At 58.6% G+C, this 22,201-nt stretch carries 26 protein-coding genes; 5 read left to right on the forward strand and 21 right to left on the reverse strand.

The window, feature by feature from the left end; translation table 11 throughout:
- The first annotated feature begins 53 nt into the window (after nt 1-53).
- Nucleotides 54-845: a protein-disulfide reductase DsbD domain-containing protein gene (locus ABFT80_RS21265; protein WP_347973956.1), complete on the forward strand. Its 792-nt coding sequence runs from the start codon at nt 54-56 to the stop codon at nt 843-845.
- Between the two features lie 61 nt (nt 846-906).
- Nucleotides 907-1,392 carry a peroxiredoxin gene (locus tag ABFT80_RS21270; protein WP_347973957.1) on the forward strand — a complete coding sequence of 162 codons (486 nt, stop codon included), beginning with the start codon at nt 907-909 and terminating at the stop codon, nt 1,390-1,392.
- A 65-nt stretch (nt 1,393-1,457) separates the two neighbouring features.
- On the opposite strand, the gene ABFT80_RS21275 is transcribed toward ABFT80_RS21270, so the two are convergent.
- The 12 genes from ABFT80_RS21275 to coxB all read right to left on the reverse strand — a co-directional run bounded on the left by ABFT80_RS21275 (nt 1,458) and on the right by coxB (nt 10,926).
- Nucleotides 1,458-1,712, reverse strand: a complete 255-nt coding sequence (locus tag ABFT80_RS21275; protein ID WP_347973958.1) for a GlsB/YeaQ/YmgE family stress response membrane protein — start codon at nt 1,710-1,712, stop codon at nt 1,458-1,460.
- 118 nt (nt 1,713-1,830) lie between these two features.
- Nucleotides 1,831-2,310, reverse strand: a complete 480-nt coding sequence (gene rnhA, locus ABFT80_RS21280) for a ribonuclease HI (protein ID WP_347973959.1) — start codon at nt 2,308-2,310, stop codon at nt 1,831-1,833.
- Entirely contained in the window at nt 2,307-3,269 is a 963-nt protein-coding gene (locus ABFT80_RS21285; RefSeq protein WP_347973960.1) for a homoserine kinase, read from the reverse strand. Before ABFT80_RS21285 ends, rnhA begins: the two co-directional genes overlap by 4 nt.
- A complete protein-coding gene (gene ispH, locus ABFT80_RS21290) occupies nt 3,270-4,280 on the reverse strand; it encodes a 4-hydroxy-3-methylbut-2-enyl diphosphate reductase (protein ID WP_347973961.1) in 1,011 nt (336 codons plus the stop codon). It abuts the gene before it with no gap.
- Between the two features lie 76 nt (nt 4,281-4,356).
- Entirely contained in the window at nt 4,357-5,118 is a 762-nt protein-coding gene (locus ABFT80_RS21295) for an SURF1 family protein (RefSeq protein ID WP_347974065.1), read from the reverse strand.
- Entirely contained in the window at nt 5,118-5,540 is a 423-nt protein-coding gene (locus ABFT80_RS21300) for a DUF983 domain-containing protein (RefSeq protein WP_455189980.1), read from the reverse strand. The genes ABFT80_RS21295 and ABFT80_RS21300 overlap by 1 nt, the downstream gene beginning before the upstream one ends.
- Nucleotides 5,541-5,659: 119 nt before the next feature.
- The gene (locus tag ABFT80_RS21305; RefSeq protein WP_347973962.1) at nt 5,660-6,544 is read right to left on the reverse strand and encodes a cytochrome c oxidase subunit 3; all 885 of its coding nucleotides are present in this window, start codon (nt 6,542-6,544) and stop codon (nt 5,660-5,662) included.
- Between the two features lie 2 nt (nt 6,545-6,546).
- Nucleotides 6,547-7,182, reverse strand: a complete 636-nt coding sequence (locus tag ABFT80_RS21310; protein ID WP_347973963.1) for a cytochrome c oxidase assembly protein — start codon at nt 7,180-7,182, stop codon at nt 6,547-6,549.
- Nucleotides 7,183-7,188: 6 nt separating this feature from the next.
- The gene (locus ABFT80_RS21315) at nt 7,189-7,347 is read right to left on the reverse strand and encodes a hypothetical protein (protein ID WP_347973964.1); all 159 of its coding nucleotides are present in this window, start codon (nt 7,345-7,347) and stop codon (nt 7,189-7,191) included.
- Nucleotides 7,348-7,351: 4 nt separating this feature from the next.
- Nucleotides 7,352-8,293 carry a heme o synthase gene (locus ABFT80_RS21320; protein WP_347973965.1) on the reverse strand — a complete coding sequence of 314 codons (942 nt, stop codon included), beginning with the start codon at nt 8,291-8,293 and terminating at the stop codon, nt 7,352-7,354.
- Between the two features lie 75 nt (nt 8,294-8,368).
- On the reverse strand, nt 8,369-10,018 hold the full coding sequence (gene ctaD, locus ABFT80_RS21325; RefSeq protein WP_347973966.1) for a cytochrome c oxidase subunit I: 1,650 nt from the start codon (nt 10,016-10,018) through the stop codon (nt 8,369-8,371).
- Nucleotides 10,019-10,059: 41 nt separating this feature from the next.
- The gene (coxB, locus tag ABFT80_RS21330; RefSeq protein WP_347973967.1) at nt 10,060-10,926 is read right to left on the reverse strand and encodes a cytochrome c oxidase subunit II; all 867 of its coding nucleotides are present in this window, start codon (nt 10,924-10,926) and stop codon (nt 10,060-10,062) included.
- A 378-nt stretch (nt 10,927-11,304) separates the two neighbouring features.
- On the opposite strand from coxB, the gene ABFT80_RS21335 reads away from it, so the two are divergent.
- The 3 genes from ABFT80_RS21335 to ABFT80_RS21345 all read left to right on the forward strand — a co-directional run bounded on the left by ABFT80_RS21335 (nt 11,305) and on the right by ABFT80_RS21345 (nt 14,130).
- Nucleotides 11,305-11,892, forward strand: a complete 588-nt coding sequence (locus ABFT80_RS21335; RefSeq protein WP_347973968.1) for an invasion associated locus B family protein — start codon at nt 11,305-11,307, stop codon at nt 11,890-11,892.
- A gap of 116 nt (nt 11,893-12,008) precedes the next feature.
- Nucleotides 12,009-13,421 (forward strand): metalloprotease TldD, encoded by a 1,413-nt coding sequence (gene tldD / locus ABFT80_RS21340; RefSeq protein WP_347973969.1) that lies wholly within the window; start codon nt 12,009-12,011, stop codon nt 13,419-13,421.
- Nucleotides 13,422-13,425: 4 nt separating this feature from the next.
- On the forward strand, nt 13,426-14,130 hold the full coding sequence (locus ABFT80_RS21345) for an NAD-dependent deacylase (protein ID WP_347973970.1): 705 nt from the start codon (nt 13,426-13,428) through the stop codon (nt 14,128-14,130).
- Between the two features lie 164 nt (nt 14,131-14,294).
- On the opposite strand, the gene ABFT80_RS21350 is transcribed toward ABFT80_RS21345, so the two are convergent.
- From ABFT80_RS21350 to ABFT80_RS21390, 9 genes are all read right to left on the reverse strand, one after another.
- Nucleotides 14,295-14,651 carry an iron chaperone gene (locus ABFT80_RS21350; protein ID WP_347973971.1) on the reverse strand — a complete coding sequence of 119 codons (357 nt, stop codon included), beginning with the start codon at nt 14,649-14,651 and terminating at the stop codon, nt 14,295-14,297.
- A 174-nt stretch (nt 14,652-14,825) separates the two neighbouring features.
- Complete coding sequence (locus ABFT80_RS21355; protein ID WP_347973972.1) at nt 14,826-16,067, reverse strand: class I SAM-dependent RNA methyltransferase; 1,242 nt, start codon at nt 16,065-16,067, stop codon at nt 14,826-14,828.
- Nucleotides 16,064-16,822, reverse strand: a complete 759-nt coding sequence (locus ABFT80_RS21360) for a TlyA family RNA methyltransferase (RefSeq protein ID WP_347973973.1) — start codon at nt 16,820-16,822, stop codon at nt 16,064-16,066. The genes ABFT80_RS21355 and ABFT80_RS21360 overlap by 4 nt, the downstream gene beginning before the upstream one ends.
- A gap of 53 nt (nt 16,823-16,875) precedes the next feature.
- Nucleotides 16,876-17,166: a hypothetical protein gene (locus ABFT80_RS21365; RefSeq protein ID WP_347973974.1), complete on the reverse strand. Its 291-nt coding sequence runs from the start codon at nt 17,164-17,166 to the stop codon at nt 16,876-16,878.
- A 100-nt stretch (nt 17,167-17,266) separates the two neighbouring features.
- The gene (locus ABFT80_RS21370; protein ID WP_347973975.1) at nt 17,267-17,764 is read right to left on the reverse strand and encodes a GNAT family N-acetyltransferase; all 498 of its coding nucleotides are present in this window, start codon (nt 17,762-17,764) and stop codon (nt 17,267-17,269) included.
- 9 nt (nt 17,765-17,773) lie between these two features.
- Nucleotides 17,774-19,687 (reverse strand): 1-deoxy-D-xylulose-5-phosphate synthase, encoded by a 1,914-nt coding sequence (dxs, locus tag ABFT80_RS21375; protein ID WP_347973976.1) that lies wholly within the window; start codon nt 19,685-19,687, stop codon nt 17,774-17,776.
- Nucleotides 19,688-19,979: 292 nt separating this feature from the next.
- Entirely contained in the window at nt 19,980-20,897 is a 918-nt protein-coding gene (locus ABFT80_RS21380; RefSeq protein ID WP_347973977.1) for a pirin family protein, read from the reverse strand.
- A gap of 109 nt (nt 20,898-21,006) precedes the next feature.
- Nucleotides 21,007-21,261, reverse strand: coding sequence for an exodeoxyribonuclease VII small subunit (locus tag ABFT80_RS21385; protein ID WP_347973978.1), 255 nt, complete (start codon nt 21,259-21,261; stop codon nt 21,007-21,009).
- 3 nt (nt 21,262-21,264) lie between these two features.
- On the reverse strand, nt 21,265-22,191 hold the full coding sequence (locus ABFT80_RS21390) for a histone deacetylase family protein (RefSeq protein ID WP_347973979.1): 927 nt from the start codon (nt 22,189-22,191) through the stop codon (nt 21,265-21,267).
- Nucleotides 22,192-22,201 lie beyond the last annotated feature (10 nt).

Raw genomic sequence — 22,201 nt, forward strand, 5'->3', positions numbered from 1 at the left:
GATCGGGAGCAGAAACGATTGCGAAACGACCCGCGCCGCATCAAATCAGCACCATGAATTTTTATGTCGCTCCCCTTCTGATCGCCGCCAGCCTGATTGCCAGTCAAGCCGTGGCCGCAAGCACTGATTGGTACAAAACGGAAGGTGCGCGCATCCGGCTCGTGACCGCAGGCGAACCGGACAGCGAAGGCAATATAAGGGGCGTTCTGGACATCCAGCTCCAGCCGGGCTGGAAAACGTACTGGAAAGACCCCGGCGATTCAGGCGTTCCGCCGGAGATCGACATTTCGAAAAGCGAGAACGTCGCAGACGCCAAGCTGGAGTTTCCGGTGCCTCAAAGGCACGATGACGGCTATTCGATCTGGGCAGGCTATGACCATCCGGTTTCCCTGCCCATCACCTTCAAGCTGCACGACAAGACGGTGCCGACGAAGATAGACGCAGGCGTGTTTCTTGGCGTCTGCCAGTCGATCTGCGTCCCGGTGCAGGCGGATTTCGTGCTGAACCCCAATGACGACGCCAGCAACATGCAGGACACTGCGCTGATAGATGCGGCCTACAGCGCTTTACCGGCACCAGCGCGCAAGGATTTCAGCGCTGAAATCGCCAGCAGCGAAGAAGAACGCTTCGTCGTGAAGGCAATTCTGCCCGCAGATTCGGGTGAGGCCGATCTCTTCATTGCCGCGCCCGAGGGCTACAGCTTCGCTGCCCCGAAGCGCAGCGACAAGGGTGGCGAGTTCATCATCGATATTCTGGGAAAGCCAAAAGGAACTTCGCTGCCCCCGCTGTCTTATACGCTCGCAACCAAAAACGCGGCGGTGAGCGGCGCAATGCAGCCGCGGTGATTGCTGTTCTGCCGATCCTCCGATAACGAAAACCCACTGAAACCACAGACAAGGATTTATCATGACCATTGCCGTTGGCGACAAACTGCCGGAACACAGCTTCAAGTCTCCCGATGCCGATGGCGTCAAAACCCTGACCACGGCCGAGATTTTCGGCGGCAAGAAGGTCGTTCTGTTCGCAGTACCTGGCGCTTTCACGCCGACCTGCAGCAACAACCACCTGCCGGGTTATCTTGAAAACCACGACGCGATCCTCGCCAAGGGCGTCGACACGATCGCGGTGCTGGCCGCCAACGACCATCACGTCATGAAGGCGTGGGCGAATTTTACCGGCGGTGAAGGCAAGCTGCTGTTTCTCGCAGATGGCAATGCCGATTTCGTCAAGTCGATCGGCCTCGACATCGATCTGAGCGCTGGCGGCCTTGGCGTGCGTTCGAAGCGCTTTTCGGCAATCGTCGAAGACGGCAAGGTCACTGCCTTGAACATCGAGGAAAATCCGGGTCAGGCCGTCGAATCGGGCGCCGCGAAGATTCTCGAACAGCTTTAATATTTGAATGCAAAAAACGAAAACGGGCGGAAATTCCGCCCGTTTTTTTGCGTTTAAAAACCTGGTCAGGCGGATTTTACGAGCCGCAGCAGAACAAGCAGAATGACTGCACCGATTGTCGCGTGGATGATGGCGGCGATGATGCCCGTACCGAGGCTTATTCCGAGATAGGGAAAGAGCCAGCCGGCGATGAATGCGCCGACGATGCCAACCACGATATTGCCGAGAATGCCGAATCCGAAACCTTTGACCAGAACACCCGCGAGCCAGCCCGCAATCGCACCGATAATCAAGAAAACGATAAGACTTTCAACGCCCATGGCGCACCCTCCAGTAAGCGTCACCCGGCGCAAGTCCTGGTGATTCGCATTGCGTTTTTCCCCCCAACGAACGCATGAGGTGTCAGTTTTCAGAAAAAGGCAAGAGTGTGGCCAGGTTTCAAACGTCGGTCTTTACAACCATAGCGGGCTTTTTGCCCGGCTTGAACGGAGCCATTCCCATACGCGCAAGCTCGTCCGCCCGCTCGTTTTCCGGGTGTCCGGCATGGCCCTTGACCCAGTGCCACGTAACCTTGTGCCGCTTGTTGGCTTCGTCCAAAGCCTGCCAAAGCTCGGCGTTTTTCACCGGTTTTTTGGCCGCAGTCTTCCAGCCATTGCGCTTCCAGCCCTCGATCCAGCCGGAAATCCCGTCCTTCACGTAATTACTGTCGGTGTAGAGATCGACGCTGCATGGTTCTTTCAGCGCGTTCAGCGCGGAAATCGCGGCCATCAATTCCATGCGGTTGTTGGTCGTGTCGGCTTCGCCGCCCGAAAGCTCTTTTATCTTGCCGTTGTAGCGCAATATCGCGCCCCAGCCGCCGGGGCCGGGATTGCCCGAACATGCGCCATCGGTGTAGGCTTCGACTTTCTTGGTGGTCATTTCAATCCGTACTCGGCTGCCGACCGGATCTGCCGGTGGAAGCGCAGCTTTCTGATATATTCCATCGGATCACGCTTCTGGACCAGCCCGCCATCGGGAATGGTCAGCCAGTCGTAAAGACGCGTCAGCATGAAGCGCAGGGCAGACCCGCGCGCCAGAAGCGGCAATGCCGCCTGTTCTTCCTCACTGAGTGGCCTGACACTCTGATAACCCGCTAGAAGTGCTGTGCCTTTCGTGAGGTTGAACGAGAAATCCTTCTCGAAGCACCACGCATTCAGGCAGGTCGCGACGTCATAGGCGTAGAGGTCGTTGCAGGCGAAATAGAAGTCGATCAGGCCGGAAAGATTCTCGCCCAGAAAGAAGACATTGTCCGGGAAAAGGTCGGCGTGAATGATGCCTGCCGGCAAATCATGCGGCCAAGCGCTGTCTATTTCGGAAAAATCGCGATCGACTTCAGCGGCAAGGCCGGGCTCGACCTCGTCGGCACGGCCGCGCGATGCATCCCAAAGCGTGCGCCAGCCGGAGATTTCAAGCGAGTTCGCACGGCTCAGCGGAAAATCCATGCCAGCGAGATGCAGCGAGGCGAGTGCCTTGCCGACTTCGCGGCAATGCATGGCGCTCGGACGCCTGATCCACATGCCCTCGAGGAAGGTGATGAGTGCGGCCGAGCGGCCCGAAAGCGTGCCGATAATCGCACCGTCATTGCGATGCACCGGCAGCGGGCAGTTCAGTCCCTTGCCAGCCAGATGCTCCATCAGGCCTAGAAAAAACGGCAGATCGCTTTGATCCACCCGCTTTTCATAAAGCGTCAGAATGAATGCGCCCTGCGTGGTGTGCAGCAGAAAATTCGAGTTCTCGGTGCCCTCAGCAATGCCTTTGTAGGACAGGAGTTGGCCCACCGGATAGTCGCGCAAAAAGGCTTCCAGTTCCCCTTCCGGGACATCGGTATAGACGGCCATTTATGCGTTTCCGTTGACGAATGCCATATCGGCGGGAGTGAGTTCGACATCGCGCAGAATGCGCATGACCGGGAAATCTTCTGTTTCCGTCGCAGTGACTGCAATCTCCACTGAAACATCGAAACGCGCGCGGAAAGCATCGATGACTTCATCGACGATGATTTCCGGGGCGGATGCGCCTGCCGAAAGACCGAGCGTCGAAATCTCGCCGATATCGTCCCAGGGAATGTCCGTCGCGCGCTGAACGAGCAGTGACATCTTTGCGCCCGCACGCTCCGCGACTTCGACCAGCCGTCGCGAGTTCGAGGAATTGGGCGCGCCGACGATGAGGTAGAGATCCGCGCCGGGCGCGGTGTCTTTCACGGCTTCCTGACGATTGGTCGTCGCATAGCAGATGGATTCGGCCGCGGGTGCATTAAGCTGCGGGAAACGTGCCTCAAGCGCGCGGATGACATGCGCCGTATCCTCGACCGAAAGGGTCGTCTGCGTGACGAAGCCGAGTGCTGCCGGATCTTCCGGCGAGAAATTCGCGACGTCCGTATCCGTCTCGATCAGCGTGACCGAGCCCTCAGGCAGTTGCCCCATCGTGCCGATGACTTCCGGGTGGCCTGCATGGCCGATCAACAGGACATGACGGCCAAGGCGCATGTGGCGCAGCGCCTGCTTGTGGACCTTGGAAACCAGCGGGCAAGTTGCGTCGAGATAGAACAGATTGCGTGCTTCGGCATCCGCAGGCACCGATTTCGGGACACCATGCGCGGAAAAAACCACCGGCGATTTCTTGTTTTCCGGCGGTATTTCGCTCAATTCCTTGATGAAGACCGCGCCGAGATTCTGTAGGCCTTCGACCACATAACGGTTGTGCACGATTTCGTGGCGCACATAGACCGGTTTGCCGTATTTCTTGAGCGCCAGCACGACGATCTGGATAGCCCGATCGACGCCTGCGCAGAAACCGCGCGGCTGGCACAGCCTGATCGTCAAGGGTGATTTGGAAATTGCGTCGGCCATTATTTCCCAGTCTTTTGTTCGTGCCGAAATGATGTCTGCACACCCCTCCTGTCAAGGGCGCGGCGCACAGACAATTTCAGGATCGGCCTTTTAGCGCTCGCCATGCCCAAACCGCGAAGACGCCGAAAAGCGCCAATGCGAGGCCATACCAGGTGATCACATATTGCATGTGATTGTTCGGCAGATCGATAAGCGTCACGCCGCCTACCGGCAGGCCGCCGGGGTTCGCTGTCTTATCGGCATCGACAAAAACCGGCACGATCTGGACGTTCGGCTCAAGGCCGGCGGTCGCGGCCATCACGTCACGGTCCTTCCAATAGAAGACATTCTTGACCGTGTCGTTTTCCGGCACAAGGAACGACGGCTTTTCGGACAGCGGATTGCGCGCAAGTCCGGTGATAGTGACTTCGCCTTCGACCTGCCCTGCCGGGCGTTTGGCCGCATCTTTCAAATCGTAAGGCACGAAGCCGCGATTGACGAGCACCACGCGCTGGTCGGCAAGCCGCATGGGTGTGTAGACGAAAAAGCCCGACTGGCTGTTATGGGTCGCGAAAAAGTGCCGCTCGCCACTGTGAATGAAATTGCCCGACACTGTGACCGGCGTGTATTCGATATCGCCCGTCTCGGCGAAGCGACGCTCGATCTCTTCGAGCGGCACCGGGGCTGAATGCACACGATTATCGATCGTGGCGAGCAGACCTTCCTTCCAGTGCATGCGCTGCACCTGCCATGTGCCGAGCATGATGAGGATCGCGAAGATCACCAGTGCCAGCACTGACGTTACAAGCAAGAATATGCGGCCGCGCCTTGGCTGCGCGATTTCCAGTTCAGTATCCATCACACGCGATCTATCCGGCCTTCAGAAGCCTTGTTGGAATATTGAAGCGTGATCAGCACGCCCTTGATCATTCTGAGCGCGGTGAGGGAGAGCACGATGGTCAGGGGTATCCACATGATGAAATGCACCCAGAGCGGCGGGTTGACCGACACTTCCATCCACAGCGCCAGTCCGACGACGATGAAGCCTATGATCAGGATGACAAAGACCGCCGGGCCGTCGCCCGCATCGGCGAAGGAATAATCCAGTCCGCAGACGCCGCAGTTTTTGCCGATATCCAGAAAGCCGGAGAACAGCTTTCCCTCGCCGCAGCGCGGGCATGTACCCTTCAATCCGGCGGCAATCGGTTCGATGGGCGGCCAGATCGCCTGATCGACCGGCGCAGCGCTTTCGCTATCCGGTTTGCGGTCGTCCTGTATCAAAGTCTCAAACCCTTCTTGCCGCGCTGAACCACTCGCAGATTAGCAATCATTGCGGCCCAAAAAAGAGAAAGGGCGGCCACGTTGCCATGGCCGCCCCTCCCGCATTCATGCAACCGGTGTCAGTGCCCGACGGCGATAACGGCGCCGATCGAAGCCCAAACATAGATCGTCGCGAACAGGAAGATCCAGACGACGTCGACGAAGTGCCAGTACCAGGCGGCAGCTTCGAAGCCGAAATGCTGCTTCGAGGTGAACTCGCCCTTCATGGCACGGATCAGGCAGACCAGCAGGAAGATGGTTCCGACGAAGACGTGGAAGCCATGGAAGCCGGTCGCCATGAAGAAAGTCGCGCCGTAGATCGAATCCTTGAAGGCGAACGGAGCGTGGATGTACTCGTAAGCCTGCACGAAGGAGAACAGCACGCCGAGCGCAACCGTCAGAACCAGACCGTTGATCAGGCCCTTGCGGTCGTCATGCAGCAATGCGTGGTGCGCCCAGGTGACGGTGGTGCCCGAAAGCAGCAGGATAACCGTGTTGTAGAGCGGCAGGTGGAACGGGTCGAGCACCTCGATGCCCTTGGGCGGCCAGATGCCGCCTGTGTACTCGGCGCGCATGACCTGATGAACCTCGTTCGGGAACAGGCTGGCGTCGAAGAAAGCCCAGAACCACGCGACGAAGAACATGACCTCCGACGCGATGAACATGATCATGCCATAGCGCAGATGCAACGAGACGACGCGCGTGTGATGGCCTTCATTGCCCTCGCGGATGGTATCGGCCCACCAGGCGAACATCACATAGAGAACGATCGCAAGACCGATGAAGAACAGCCAAGGATTGGCAAAATTGATGCCGAGCAGGTGGAATTCGCTGCTCTTGAGATACTGCATCCAGCCGACGCCACCGATGGCCATGATGAAGGCGCCGACCGACGCCAGAAACGGCCACGGGCTCGGGTCGATGATGTGATAATCGTGTTGCGGTTTTGCGTGTGCGTCTGCCATTTTCAACCCCCGAGATTTTCGTCGGCGTCTTGAGTTTTGTCTTTCGTCGTCGCGTCAGGCGCTTTCGCGACTGGCTTGTCCCCGGCGATCGGAAAGAACGTATAGGAAAGCGTGATGGTCTTGATATTCTTCATTTCCGGCACATTCACTATCTCGGGATCGACATAGAAAACAACCGGCATTTCCATGTCTTCACCGGGCTTTAGCGTCGTATCGGTAAAGCAGAAGCATTCGACCTTGTTGAAATATGCGCCAGCCAGATCGGGCGTGACATTGAATGTCGCGCGGCCTGCGGAAGGGACGGAGAAATTGTTGGCGGCGTGATAATTCGCCTGAACCGTTTCACCGATCTTGATTTTGATCTCGCGCTGTTCCGGCGCGAAATCCCACGGCAAACCGCCGGATGTGTTGGCATCGAAGCGGATCGTGATATCGCGGTCGAGGATCGTGTCGGAATACTGATCAACGCGCTGCGTCGTGCCGCCGTAGCCGGTGATCTGGCAAAACATCTGATAGAGCGGGACCGCAGCGTAAGAAGCGCCGATCATACCGCCGAAAAACGCCACGCAGACGCCCGCAACGATACGGTTGCTGCGGTGGTTTCGTGGATCTGGGGATGTCGTCTTCTGTTCGCTCATCTTACCTCACAAAGGTCTGCTTAGGATCGCGGGACCGAATTTCGCGATCGTGGCAATGTAGAAGATGATGACAAGCGCGGCCAAGGCAATGCCGATCGCCAGCGATCGGCTGCGGCGCGCTTTTTTCTGCCGTTCTGTGAGCGTGACCATTTCGTCGTCCTTCATCGCATCAAGCTCCATTGCCGGCGGCCAGAATACGAATAACGACGCTGTCTGCGAGATAGACCGCGAAAATCGCGAAGAGATAGATAAGTGAATATCCGAACAGCGCCTTGGCGGGCTTCATGCCGGTGTCGCCAGCTTCTAGCACCTTCCAGGCATACCAGACAAAGCCGATACCAAGGGCAGCAGCAACAACGCCGTAGACGCTCGACGAGAAGCCGAAGAACCAAGGCAGCACGCCAACAACGGCAACCAGCAACGAATAGACGAAAATCTGCCTGCGGGTCGATTCCGCACCGGCGACGTTCGGCATCATCGGAATGCCCGCGCGCTGGTAATCGTCCGACTTGAACAGGGCCAGCGCCCAGAAATGCGGCGGCGTCCAGAGGAAGATAATGAGGAAGAGGATAACGCTTTCGAGGCTGATGGTGCCGGTCGCCGCCGCCCAGCCGATCATCGGAGGGAAGGAACCGGCAGCGCCACCGATGACGATGTTCTGCGGCGTCCAGCGCTTCAGCCACATCGTATAGACGACTGCGTAGAAGAAGATCGTGAAGGCGAGCAATGCGCCCGAAAGCCAGTTCACCAGCACGCCGAGCGTCAGCACGGACAGCACCGACAGGATGATCCCGAAGGTCAGCGCCTCGCCTGCCTGAATACGGCCGGATGGCACCGGGCGCGATGCGGTTCTGGTCATGATGGCGTCGATGTCTGCGTCGTACCACATGTTGAGCGCACCCGAAGCGCCTGCGCCTACGGCAATCGCCGCAATCGCAATCGCCGCGATGAGCGGGTTCATGGATGCGGGTGCCGCGATCAGTCCGACAAACGCCGTGAACACGACGAGCGACATCACCCTTGGCTTCAAGAGTGCCAGGAAGTCGCCAGCGGTCGCTTCCGACATGCGGAAACGGGCGTCCTCTGCACTATGATTTTCAACAAGGGCCATGCGTAATTCCGATTGTTCCGTTTGGCCAAAACCGCCGGTGAACCGGCGGTTTCGATTTTGGTAAAAAGCTTGCCGTTACTTGATCTTCGGCAACTGTTCCCACTGGTGGAACGGCGGCGGCGAAGGAAGCTGCCATTCGAGCGTGGTCGCACCCTCGCCCCATGGGTTGGCACCTGCAACGCGCTTCTTCGAGAATGCTTCGAAGACACCGAAGAGGAAGATCAGGACGCCAACGGCCGAGATGTAGGAGCCGTAGGACGAAACCAGGTTCCAGCCCGCGAACGCATCCGGGTAGTCGATGTAGCGGCGCGGCATGCCTGCAAGACCAAGGAAATGCTGCGGGAAGAACACGAGGTTGACGCCGACGAACGTGACCCAGAAGTGCGTGCGCGCGATGGCCGACGAGTACATGTAGCCGGTCATCTTCGGGAACCAGTAGTACCAGGCCGCGAAGATTGCGAAGACCGCGCCCAGCGACAGGACGTAATGGAAGTGCGCAACCACGTAGTATGTGTCGTGGAAGGAGCGGTCGAGACCTGCATTGGCGAGCTGAACGCCCGTCACGCCACCAACGGTGAACAGGAAGATGAAGCCGATCGCCCACAGCATAGGCGTGCGCATCGAGATCGAACCGCCCCACATCGTCGCGATCCACGAGAAGATCTTAACGCCCGTCGGAACAGCGATAACCATCGTCGCGAAGACGAAGTAGCGCTGCGTGTCGAGCGAAAGACCGGTCGTGTACATGTGGTGAGCCCACACGACGAAGCCGACTGCGCCGATGGCGACCATGGCATAGGCCATGCCAAGATAACCAAAGACCGGCTTGCGCGAGAAGGTCGAGATGATGTGGCTGACGATGCCGAAGCCCGGCAGGATCAGAATGTACACTTCAGGGTGACCGAAGAACCAGAACAGATGCTGGAACAGGATCGGGTCGCCGCCGCCTTCAGGTGCGAAGAAGGTGGTGCCGAAGTTACGGTCGGTCAAAAGCATCGTGATGCCGCCGGCCAGAACCGGGAGCGACAGAAGCAGAAGGAAAGCCGTGATCAGCACCGACCAGGCAAAGAGCGGCATCTTGTGCAGCGTCATGCCCGGAGCGCGCATGTTGAAGATGGTGGTGATGAAGTTGATCGCGCCGAGGATCGACGAGGCACCGGCAATGTGCAGCGACAGGATCGCAAGATCCATAGCCGGACCGGGCTGACCCGAGGTCGACATCGGAGGATAGATCGTCCAGCCGCCGCCAACGCCGTAAGCGCCCGGAGCAGAAGGAACGAAAGCCGAGATGATGAGCAGCAGGAACGCAGGCGGCAGAAGCCAGAACGAGATGTTGTTCATGCGCGGGAACGCCATGTCAGGCGCGCCGATCATGAGCGGGATCATCCAGTTCGCGAAACCGCCGATCAGCGCGGGCATGACCATGAAGAAGATCATGACGAGGCCGTGCGCCGTGGTGAAGGCGTTGTACATCGACTTACCGGCATCGATGGAGGCATCGCCCCCGACACCGTAAACCATTTCGGCGAGGCCGGAGAAAATCTGGATGCCCGGCTCAGCGAGCTCCCAGCGCATCATGACGGACAGGAAGCCGCCGACGATACCCGCGAAAATCGCGAAGATCAGGTAGAGCGTACCAATGTCCTTGTGGTTGGTCGAATAGACCCAACGCACCCAACCCTTAGGCCGATGATCGTGGTCGTCGTGAGCTGCAGCGGTTGCCATTTTTCGCTCCGTTCCGTTCCCTAATTTCCTTGAACGCGCAATTACTTGCCGGCGTCCGCCACCTTTTCGGTGCCTTCGATTTCAGCCATCAGCGCACGGTTTGCGCCATTCATGTCAGTCCGGGCTGCCGTTTCCCAGGTATCGTATTGTTCCTGGCTCACGACGCGCACGGCAATCGGCATATAGGCGTGATCCTTGCCGCAAAGCTCGGAGCACTGGCCGTAATAGAGGCCTTCCTTTTCAGCCTTGAACCAGGTCTCGTTGATGCGACCCGGAACGGCGTCCACTTTCATGCCGAAAGCAGGCATTGCGAAAGCGTGGATAACGTCGCTTGCCGTGACCAGCACGCGAACCATGGTGTTGATTGGCACGACGACCTCGTTGTCCACAGCCAGAAGGCGCGGATAGCGGGCGACGTCTTCCTTGCCAGCAGCGCCGCGATCGCCTTCATGAAGCATTGCGGAGTTGAAGGAGAGCGGCTCCTCCATCTGGTATTCGTAATCCCAGTTCCACTGGTTGGCGGTCGCCTTGATCGTCAGCTTGGCTTCTTCCTGCGGCGAATATTGCGCGGTCAGAAGCTGGAAGGACGGAACCGCCAGGAAAAGCAGGATAACCACCGGACCAACGGTCCAGATCACCTCGATCAGCGTGTTGTGGCTGGTGCGCGAAGGCACCGGATTGGCGCTCTCACGGAACCGGATCACGCAATAGGCAAGAAGTGCCAGCACGAAAAGCGTGATCGGCACTATGAACCACAGCGTGTAGATCTCGAACCAGGTAATCTGTTCCATGATCCCGGTAACAGCAGGCTGAAACCGCATCTGCCAGGGGTATGGCTGGTCAGCGTAAGCCACGCCGCCGGCCAGGAAGGCGGTCAGTGCAGCAGCGCTTCCAAGAAATTTGTTCATCGCCCTCATCATCTCCCGATTCCCATGCGAGAATGCCGCTGGAATATAGAAAAAACACCGGAACCGGAATCCCGATGGCATATTTTGTGGTTCAAACCATACTCTCTTTGTAACCGCAAGAAAGGAGCGGCGGAAGCCATGCGGCATTTTTGCGCGCAGGAGCGGATCGCACAGACACCGGCTGCAACTGCGAAGCGCGCAAGCGCGCGGTTGAGCAGTGCGTATTTTGCAGGCCGAGCCCTTCCGAAAGCCGTAATTCGGGCAAATTCTCCCTGAAAAGTAAGGAGAAACCCGCCATCCGGCTTTTTCAACTCCGATCTTGCCCTATAAGTATGTCTGTCGTGGACGAATTTGTCCGTGATTCGCAATGGAGTCGTCATGAAACTCAGGCTTTCGAATATATTGGCGAAGACCGCGTTTCTCGCCGCCTTATCTTTCGCGGCTATGCCGGCTGGTGCGCAGGAGCAACCGGCCCAGCCGCCTGCTGCAGCGCCGACTCCGCCAGCAGCCCAGCAGCCGCAACAACAGCAGCAGCCTGGCACGGTGCGCGCGACTCATGGTGCATGGTCGGTGATCTGTGACACGCCAGCCGGTGCAACCGCCGAGCAATGCGTGATGATGCAAAATGTCATCGCGGAAGATCGCCCCGAAATGGGTCTCTCCGTCGTTGTCCTGCGCACTGCCGACAATAAAGCTGAAATCCTGCGTGTGCTTGCACCGCTTGGCGTTCTCCTGCCGAATGGCCTCGGCCTCAATGTCGACGGCAAGGATATCGGCCGCGCCTATTTCGTGCGCTGCTTCGGTGATGGCTGCTATGCAGAGGTCATTCTCGAAAAGCCGCTGCTCGACACGCTGAAAACCGGCACCTCGGCTACCTTCATCGTTTTCCAGACCCCGGAAGAAGGCATCGGCATCCCCGTCGATCTCGCAGGCTTCGGCGAAAGCTTCGACGCTCTGCCGAACTGACACCGCATTGGCGCAGCAGGTGACGGCTCCTACATGTCAGGTGAATGTTCCCGTTTGACCGGAGCATAAGCGTAAACGCGGGCATCGACCTGTCCGCGAAAACCAGTGAGCGTTTCATGACCAGTCTTTTCAGCCAGTTCGACATTTCCGAGGAACGCATCCGGCAAATCGTTGCCGACACGATCAACGGCACAGACGATGGCGAGCTTTATCTGGAATACAGCGAAGCCGAAGCGCTGATGTTTGACAATGGCCGGCTGAAGACTGCCAATTTCAACACCGATCAGGGTTTTGGCCTGCGCGCGGTTGCGGGCGAATCAAGCGGTTACGCCCATTCGAGCGAGCTTTCCGAGCACGCGCTGCTGCGCGCTTCCGATGCCGTATCTGCCATCAAGGGCGGCTATTCCGGCACGCTGGCCGATGCGCCCGCGCGCACCAATCGCCATCTTTACGGCGACGAAAACCCGATCTCGTCGCCTTCCTTCGAGGCGAAATCGAAGCTTTTGCAGGAAATCGACGCATGGCTTCGCGCGGAAGACCCGCGCGTGCGCCAGGTCACGGCATCGCTTGCCGCCTCATGGAAGCATATCGAAATCCTGCGCGCAGACGGCCAGATCGTTCGCGACATTCGTCCGCTGGTGCGCATGAGCATTTCCGTTGTCGTCGGTGACGGCGACCGGCAGGAAACCGGATCATACGGTGCAGGCGGGCGCAAATCTTTCGACGAATTCCTGACCGAAGATAGCTGGAAGTTTGCAGCCGGAGAGGCTTTGCGTCAGGCATTGGTCAATCTGCAGGCGATCCCCGCCCCTGCGGGCACGTTCGACATCGTCCTTTCCAGCGGCTGGCCGGGCGTGATGCTGCATGAGGCCGTCGGCCACGGCCTCGAAGGCGACTTCAACCGCAAGAAAACATCCGCATTTTCGGGACTTCTCGGCACTCAGGTCGCGGCAAAGGGCGTTACCGTCGTGGATGACGGCACGATGCCGGAGCGCCGCGGTTCAATCACGGTGGACGATGAAGGCACGCCTTCGGCGCACAATGTGCTGATCGATGACGGCAAGCTCGTCGGCTACATGCAGGACAGGCAGAACGCCCGCCTCATGGGCATGAAGGCGACCGGCAATGGACGCCGCGAATCATATGCGCACCAGCCGATGCCCCGCATGACCAACACCTACATGACCTCCGGCGACATGACGCCCGAGGAAATCATCGCTTCGGTGAAGAACGGCATATATGCGGTGTCGTTCGGCGGCGGACAGGTCGACATCACCAGCGGCAAATTCGTGTTCGGCTGCACCGAAGCCTACATGATCGAGGACGGCAAGGTCACGCAGCCGGTGAAGGGCGCAATGCTGATCGGCAACGGGCCGGACGCGATGCATCGCGTGACAATGGTCGGCAACGATATGAAGCTCGATACGGGCATCGGCATGTGCGGCAAGGCCGGTCAGGGCGTTCCAGTCGGCGTCGGCCAGCCGCATCTGCGCATGAACCAGATGACCGTCGGCGGCACGCGGGTCTAAAGCTTTGCGTTGCGAACGCATCGTCATTCTCAGCGGCGCAGGCATTTCGGCGGAATCGGGCGTCGATACGTTCCGTGACAAGCATGGCATATGGTCGAAAGTCGATTATCGCGAAGTCGCCACGCCTGAAGGCTTCGCGCGCAATCCGGCCAAGGTTTACGATTTCTACAATCGCCGCCGCCGGGGCTTGCGCGGTGTAAAACCCAACGCGGCGCATGCTGCCCTCGCCCGTCTTGAGGATGAGTTTTCCGGCTCTTTCCTGCTCGTCACGCAGAATATCGACGACCTCCATGAGGGTGCGGGCTCAAAAAATCTTGTCCACATGCATGGCGAATTGAACAGCGGCCTTTGCATCGTGTGCGGGCTGCGCCAGCCCTGGCACGACGACATGTCCATCGATTCGAAATGCAAATCCTGCGACACAATCGGCTTCATGCGTCCAGACATCGTCTGGTTCGGTGAAATGCCTTATGAAATGGAAAGGATCGATGAGGCGCTGTCCTCATGCGACCTTTTCATTTCAATTGGCACAAGCGGCAACGTCTATCCGGCCGCAGGCTTCATAGAAGAAGCGAAGGGTGCAGGCGCGCATACGGTCGAGCTCAATCTTGAACCGTCAGAAGGCTATGATCTATTTGCGGAAACGCATCTTGGACCGGCGACGAAAGTCGTCCCGGATTATGTCAGCCGATTTCTGGAAAGCCGCTAGGGTCAGGACCTATTAACTAGGGTAGCATCGAAAGACGGCGATAAGCCCAACTGCTTCCGAAATGTAATTGGCTAATGTTCGTGGCCGAACGCTTCAAGTCCAAATGACCCCACTCCGAGTTCGAAACGGTTGCAAACCAAGCTTTCGGTTGCTGAAGGCAGTCGCTAAAGCCCCTTTTTGCTACGCGAACTGATTGCCAATTTCTCAACTAGCTTATCAGTGATGGGCTTACTTACCGAGAACGTAACTCCGGTCTTGCTTGCCTTGAGTTTCAAAGAAGCGATCTCGTCTGAATGGGCGGCAATTGCACCCGGGTCGACATATAGACCACATTGTTTACTAAAGGCGGCATAGCCCGCGATGATCGTTTCTTCGATCTGAAATCCGGGCATATCGTATTTAATGACTTCTTCGGCGTCTGGTAGTGCCCGCGATAGCTGTGCACGCAGTTGACCCAACATGACGCGAAACTGCTCCGGCGCGGCGGCTATATAAGCGTCATGGTTATCCTTCTTCGTCATCCCTGACAATATGCCTTTTAGCATGCCCAAAGGCAACAAATGGGGCGCTAAAGCTCTGACGCCACTGTGTGTCTCGGCGCTCCCAGGCTCAGGACCATCAAGGGGATTCACACTTCTCGGCCATCGCCGTCGTCATCTTCTGGACTGGCGCTCAATAAGCCCTGAGCCCAGATCTCAACGCCGCTTCTTCGGCTTTTCGAGCAACGCGACGGCCTCGACATGCGGGGACCAGATGAACTGGTCTACCGGCGTGACGCTTTTCAACTTGTAGCCGCCATCGATGAGAATGCGCAGGTCGCGCGCCAGCGTGACGGGGTTGCAGGATACGGCTGCGACCAGCGGCACATCGGAACGGGCAATCTGCTTGCACTGGTCTTCGGCGCCTGCGCGTGGCGGGTCGAACACCAAGCCGTTGAATGCGTTGAGTTCCTTGAAGGTCACTGGACGGCGGAAAAGATCGCGCTTTTCAACAGTTACGCGCTTCAGCCCGGTCGCAAACCGAAAGCCACGGTCGAGCGCGGCGAGTGCTACGGCATCGCCTTCCACCGCGTGAACCTCTGACGCTTTGGCAAGGCGCAGCGCGAAAGCGCCGGAGCCCGCGAAAAGGTCGGCAACGCGCTTGGCCTTGCCCAGATGTTCCATGACCAGTTGCACCATGACCGCTTCTGCGGTCGAGACGGCTTGAAGAAAGCTGCCGGACGGGATGAACACCGGCACATCGCCGAAATTCACCATAGGCTTGGTGGGCTCGACGATGATCTCGCCATCCATCGAAAGCCGTGCGAAACCCTCGCGAATCACGAATTGCGAGACTTCGAAGCGCTTTTCCTCGGGCAGTTTTCCTGCATCGCTCGCGGCCACATCGAGGCCTGTTTCGGTATGCGTCACCGTCATATGGAAAGATTTGGTCGTGTTGCAGATCTTCGCTGCCAGACCGCGAAGGCGATCAAGTGATGACTCGATCTCCGGCACAATCACCGGGCATTCCTCAATGTCGATGATCTGATGCGACAGCGCCCGGTTGTAGCCGAGCAGCATTCCGCCTTCCGTGCGACGGACCGAAAACACCGCCCGGCGTCGCGAATTTGGCGCGCAGGGTACGGTCGGCGCGATTTCGGCTTCGATGCCTTTGCCGCGCAGCGCGTCATGCACCTTGCCGCGTTTCCAATCGAGATATTCGGAATTTTCCAGATGCTGGATGGCGCAGCCGCCGCAATCGGTGAAATGGCGGCAAGCGGGCGCAATGCGCTGCGGCGAGGCTTCAAGCACGGCGATCAGGTCGGCACGATCCTTGTCGCGCGCCGCCGTGACCGTTTCGCCCGGCAGTGCAAAAGGTATGAAAACCTGCCCGCCCGGCGCGCGCGCAATGCCATCGCCCTGCGCACCAAGGCGCTCGATCTGAAATTGTGTGCTCATCGGTCTTTTACTCCGCCAAGCAGGAATTCTCGGTTTCCATCGCCACCTTCGATGGGCGATGGCGTCAGCGCAACCGCGCGCCAGCCGGGAATGGCATCCAGCCAAAGGCGCAAATCTTCGGCCACAGCATCCGCGGTTTCGGGATTGCGTAAAAGCCCACCCTTGCCGATTGCTTCGCGGCCAGCTTCGAATTGCGGCTTTACCAGAAGAATCGCCTTCGCGCCGGGTTCTGCAAGATCAAGTGCGGGCGGCAGAGCGAGTTTCAGCGATATGAAGCTGACATCAGACACGATGAAATCGATGGTCTTTTCAAGATGCTCACGGGCCAGTTCGCGCGCGTTCAGCCCTTCGATCGAGGTGACTCGCGGGTCGGCGGCAAGCGCGGAATTCATCTGGCCGTGGCCAACATCGATTGCGATGACATGCGCTGCTTGCCGTTCAAGCAGAACCTGCGTGAACCCGCCAGTCGATGCGCCGACATCCAGCGCATTGGTGCCTGCCGGATCGAAACCAAAATGATCAAGCCCGCCCAGAAGCTTCAAAGCCGCGCGCGAGACGTAATGGCGCGCGGGATCATCCACCGTCACAGACGCCGTCTCGACAACATTCTGTCCCGGTTTGGAGGCGACGATGCCATCGACAAAAACCGTGCCACGCTCCACGGCATCGCGCGCCCGTGAGCGGGAAACGAAAAGGCCGCGCGCGACGAGAAGCTCGTCGAGGCGCAGCCTGCGTGTTGCGTGCATTGCGTTCATTGGCCTTCATTGGCGAAAGAGGCGGGCGAAGGCAAGCCCCCGCAACAGCGCACTCAGAACGAGGTGATGCGCAAATTCAGATTATTTTCCGCGATTTCGTTGTTTTCCCGGACTGGACGCTTCGCATGAAGCACACCGCGCCACACGTCTTCCTCGGATAACGGATTGCGAATAATCACGAATTCCGGGGCGCGGCCATGTTCGAAACCGCCGCGTATATCGCCCATTTTGCGCGCGACGATCTCCATCACCGCCCGCTCCAGCTTTCGATCATATTCCGGCTCGGCCTTTACCGATGCCGCAAGCGCAGCCAGAGCAGCCGCGCCCGACAACACAAATCTCATAGATCACTTCCCTGCCCGGCAGGAGTTCTAGCGGGGAAGCGCTAAAATTCGTCCAAGAGACAGGGTTAAAAAATGCTCAGGCTTGAGAGGAAATCTGCGCTCATCTTGCAGCTTCCCATTCCGGGCGCAGCAGCGACATGACAAGTTCATCACGATATTTGCCCCCGAAATAGGCACTACCGCGCGCGATACCTTCAGCCACAAATCCGCTGGCTTCATAGGCTTTGCGGGCACGAAGGTTTTCGGGAAAAACGCCTAGCCAAAGGCGATATGCGCTGGTCTGCTCAAAAACCAGATCAGCCAGAGCGCCAAGCAAAGCCCTGCCGTTACCTTGGCCAGGCTGGCTAATCGCTATCCTCTTGACCAGTGCGACACCCTCCGGCGACGCCCAGTCTCGCACAATGGCGAACCCCAAAGGTTTGTCCAAATCGCTTGCAATAAAATATGCGTACCGACCGTCGTTTAATGCCTCGGCGTGGCGCTCTTCATCCCAGCGCCCGACCAACTCGGCATATCCCTCCAGCCGCTCCGTTTCCATGATGAAGGGAATGTCGGCTTTTGTTGCCCGGACCAACTGGAGAGTAGAAGGCGGATGCATCGCCTCTCGTCAGGCCGTTGCGGATCGCACTGACTGGCCAAGGGCAGCAAAGACCGTGCGCACGATGCCGGCTGAATCCAGCCCTGCATCCGCATACATCTTTTCCGGCTTGGCGTGGTCGGTGAACTCATCCGGCAGCACCAGCGGGCGCACTTTCAGGCCGTGATCGAGCAGGCCTTCGGTGGCCAGGAATTGCAGCACATGGCTGGCGAAACCGCCAACCGAGCCTTCCTCGACCGTGACCAGAACTTCGTGCGAGCGCGCGAGGCGGCGGATCAGATCTTCGTCCAGCGGCTTTGCGAAACGCGCATCGGCAACGGTCGTCGAAAGACCGGCAGCGCCGAGTTCTTCGGAGGCCAGAATGCAATCCTGCAAGCGCGTGCCGAAGGAAAGGAGTGCTACTTTCGTGCCTTCGCGCACGATGCGGCCCTTGCCGATTTCAAGTACAGAGCCGCGCTCCGGCATTTCGACGCCGACGCCATTGCCGCGCGGATAGCGGAAGGCAATCGGGCCGTCATCATAGGCAGCGGCAGTGCGCACCATATGCTTCAATTCGGCCTCATCGGATGCGGCCATCACCACAAAACCCGGCAGCGAGGCGAGATAGGTCGTGTCGAACGCGCCCGCATGGGTCGCGCCGTCGGCACCGACATAGCCCGCGCGGTCAATCGGGAAGCGCACCGGCAATTTCTGGATCGCAACGTCATGGACAACCTGATCGTAGGCGCGTTGCAGAAAGGTCGAATAGATCGCGGCGAACGGCTTCATACCTTCGGTCGCCAGACCGGCGGCAAAGGTCACGGCATGCTGCTCGGCAATGCCGACATCGAAAACGCGGTCCGGGAAAGCATCGCTGAAAAGGTCCAGGCCCGTGCCGGATGGCATGGCGGCGGTGATGCCGACGATCTTGTCGTCTTCGCGTGCTTCCTGAACGAGGCTTTCGGCGAAAACCTTGGTGTAGCTCGGCGCATTGGCCGGTGCCTTGGCCTGCGCGCCGGTGATAACGTCGAATTTGTTGACGCCATGATACTTGTCGGCAGCGGCTTCGGCGGGCGCATAGCCCTTGCCTTTCTGCGTGACGACATGGATCAGCACCGGACCGGTGCCATTGTCGCGCACGTTTTTCAGAACCGGAATGAGATGTTCGAGATTGTGGCCGTCAATCGGGCCGATATGGAAAAAGCCGAGTTCTTCGAAAAGCGTCCCGCCGGTCACATAGCCGCGCGCATGTTCAACTGCGCGGGTAATCGCGCGGTCGACGCGCGCGCCGAGATAAGACGACAGTTTCTTGCCGATCTCGCGGAAGCCCTGATAGGCGCGGCCTGAACCGAGGCGCGCAAGATAGGCGCTCATCGCACCAGTGGGCGGCGCAATCGACATGTCGTTGTCGTTGAGAATGACGATCAGCCGCGCATCCAGCGCACCGGCATTGTTCAGCGCCTCGAAGGCCATGCCGGCCGACATTGCACCATCGCCGATGACCGAAATCACATTGTTCTTGCCGCCCTTTAGATCGCGGGCGACGGCCATGCCGAGGCCCGCCGAAATCGAGGTCGAGGAATGCGCGGCGCCAAACGGGTCGTATTCGCTCTCACTACGCTTGGTGAAGCCGGAAAGCCCGTCTTCCTGCCGCAGCGTGCGGATACGGTCGCGGCGGCCCGTCAGAATCTTGTGCGGATAGGCCTGATGGCCGACATCCCAGATGACGCGGTCGTCCGGCGTGTTGAACACGTAATGAAGCGCAATCGTCAGTTCGACAACGCCCAGCCCCGCGCCCAGATGTCCGCCGGTCAGCGAAACGGCATCGATAAGCTCGGCGCGCAGTTCGGTCGCGAGCTGCGGCAGATCGCTTTCTGAAATGCGCCGGAGGTCGGCGGGAATACGCGCCTTGTCGAGTAATGGCGTCTTGGGCGGCGTGGTCATGAAAACCTCTTGCAGGTCCATAAACCGGCAGGAATTCCACTCGCGATGCTCGGGCGGGTGGTATGCCGGCTCAACAGCTTACAACTGATCTGGTTCGAACGGAAACCATCGTTTCCGCTCGCGTATAGCGGGGATAAGACCTCCGACCTATAAAGTAAATGCGCCCGAATAATGCAATTTGTCGCTAAAACCTGTCGCGGTTCGGTTTTGATAGAATCGGTGGGCCGCTCCAGTTCTTTGTTTCAACGCAATTCCGGACGGAAAACCGCTACACACTTTTCCTGGAATTGCTCTATTCAGGCAGAGGAATGAACTCCTTGTCGTCTCCCGGAACGATGTCGAAGCGACCGGTTTTCCACTCATTCTTTGCCTGTTCGATGCGCTCTTTCGAGGAAGAGACGAAATTCCACCAGATGTGCCGCGGCGAGCCAAGCGATGCACCGCCGAAAAGCATGAAATGCGCACCGCGTTCGCTTTCGACGATGATTTCCTCGCCCGGTTTGAAAACGAGCAGCGTGTCATTGTTGAACCCGTCGCCGATCAACGAAACCCTGCCCTCCAGAATGTAGATGGCACGCTCTTCGGCGGTTGCCGGTATCTTTATGCGCGCGCCGGGCGAAAGCCTGATGTCCACATAAAGCGTATCGTGGAAGGTGGTCACAGGCGCGCGGTGACCTTCGAAATCGCCGATCACCACGCGGCCTTTGACGCCTTCCGCCTCGAATTCCGGCAAAAGCGCGCTGGCCGTATTTTCGAAAACCGGAGCGATTTCTTCCTTGTGGTCGGGCAGCGCCAGCCACGTCTGAAGGCCCGAAATCGACATCGGGCTGCCGCGCAATTCTTCCGGCGTGCGCTCCGAATGCACGATGCCGCGTCCGGCGGTCATGAGATTGACGTCGCCGGGCTCGATGACCATTTCGGTGCCGAGCGAATCGCGATGCCTGATCTTGCCGTCGAAAAGATACGTCACCGTGGAGAGGCCGATATGAGGGTGCGGGCGTACATCGAGTGCTTGTCCGGCGCGCAGAATTGCCGGTCCCATACGGTCGAAGAAAATGAATGGCCCGACCAGCCTGCGCTTGGCGGTCGGCAGCGCGCGGCGCACTTTGAACCCGCCAATATCCTTGGCGTTGGGGATGATCATCAACTCGACCTGATCGCAGGCCAGCGCATCGCCCGGCTCAGGGTCGTTTCCAGGGAAAAAGCTCATGTCCGATCTCCTTCGCGAAACACAACGTCCGCTTTATCGGAAGACTATTCCTGCAGGCAGATCATAAAAAGGCCGGATCGAAGAACACTGCGTTCACAGTACCCGCCGTCTACTCCGCATCCAGCGGTTCGGTGCCGACGGGCTTGCCGTCGCGGCTGAGCCTGATCTTCTCGACCTTGTCTTCGGCGGCCTTCAGGAGCCGGTCACAATGCGCCTTCAGCGCTTCGCCGCGCTCGTAAATCTTGATCGACTGATCGAGCGGAACTTCGCCGCGTTCCAGATCGTCGACGATACGCTCCAGAGCGTCCAACGCCTGCTCGAAGCTCATGGCCTTGATGTCTTCGTTAAGCTGCTCAGCTTCCATAATTTATCCTTTCATCAGGCGTTTGACGTGCGCTGCCACGGAAAACGACAGCCCCTGCAAATCGTAGCCGCCTTCTAGCAGGCTAAGCAGGCGGTTTCCCGAATGGCGCGCCGCGCGGTCCATAAGCTTGCCGGTCGCCCAGTCGAAATCTTCTTCGGTCAGATTGATCTCGGCCAGCGGGTCGAGATGATGAGCATCGAAACCCGCGGAAATAATGATCAGGTCCGGCGAGAAATCATTGATCGCCGGAAGGACGCGTGAATTAAACGCCTCGCGGAAAATGTCGCTGCCTGTTTGCGGCGAAAGCGGTGCATTGACGATATTGCCGACGCCAGCCTCGCTCTTCGCACCCGTGCCGGGATAAAGCGGCATCTGGTGCGTCGAGCAATAAAGCACACTCGGATCTTCCCAGAAGATGTCCTGCGTGCCGTTGCCGTGATGCACGTCCCAATCGATGATCGCAACGCGCTCGGCGCCGTGCTTTTTCTGGGCGTAACGGGCTGCGATCGCGGCATTGTTGAACAGACAGAAGCCCATCGCCGTTGTCTTTTCGGCGTGATGGCCGGGCGGGCGCGATGCGACGAAAACATTATCCGCCTTGCCGGAAAACACATCGTCTACGCCTGCATTGGCAGCTCCAACAGCCGTCAATGCGGCCTCGAAACTCTTCGGGCTGACATAGGTGTCGGAATCGATTTTGACGATGCCCTCTTCGGGAATCGATGCGCGGATCTTTTCCAGATATTCTTCCGGGTGCGCGTAGAGAACCGTCGCCTCGTCGCCCTTCGGGGCCGTCACCCTGTCGAGCGCGATAAAGGGCTCGTCTTCCAGAATGCGCTCGACCGCGCGAATGCGATCCGCCCTCTCGGGATGACCCGAAGGAGTTTCATGTTCGGCAAAGATCGGATGGGAATAAAGCCGTGTGACCATAATTCCGTAT

Origin of the sequence: Foliimonas ilicis (assembly GCF_039939195.1) — a bacterium.
GTDB lineage: Bacteria > Pseudomonadota > Alphaproteobacteria > Rhizobiales > Rhizobiaceae > Foliimonas > Foliimonas ilicis.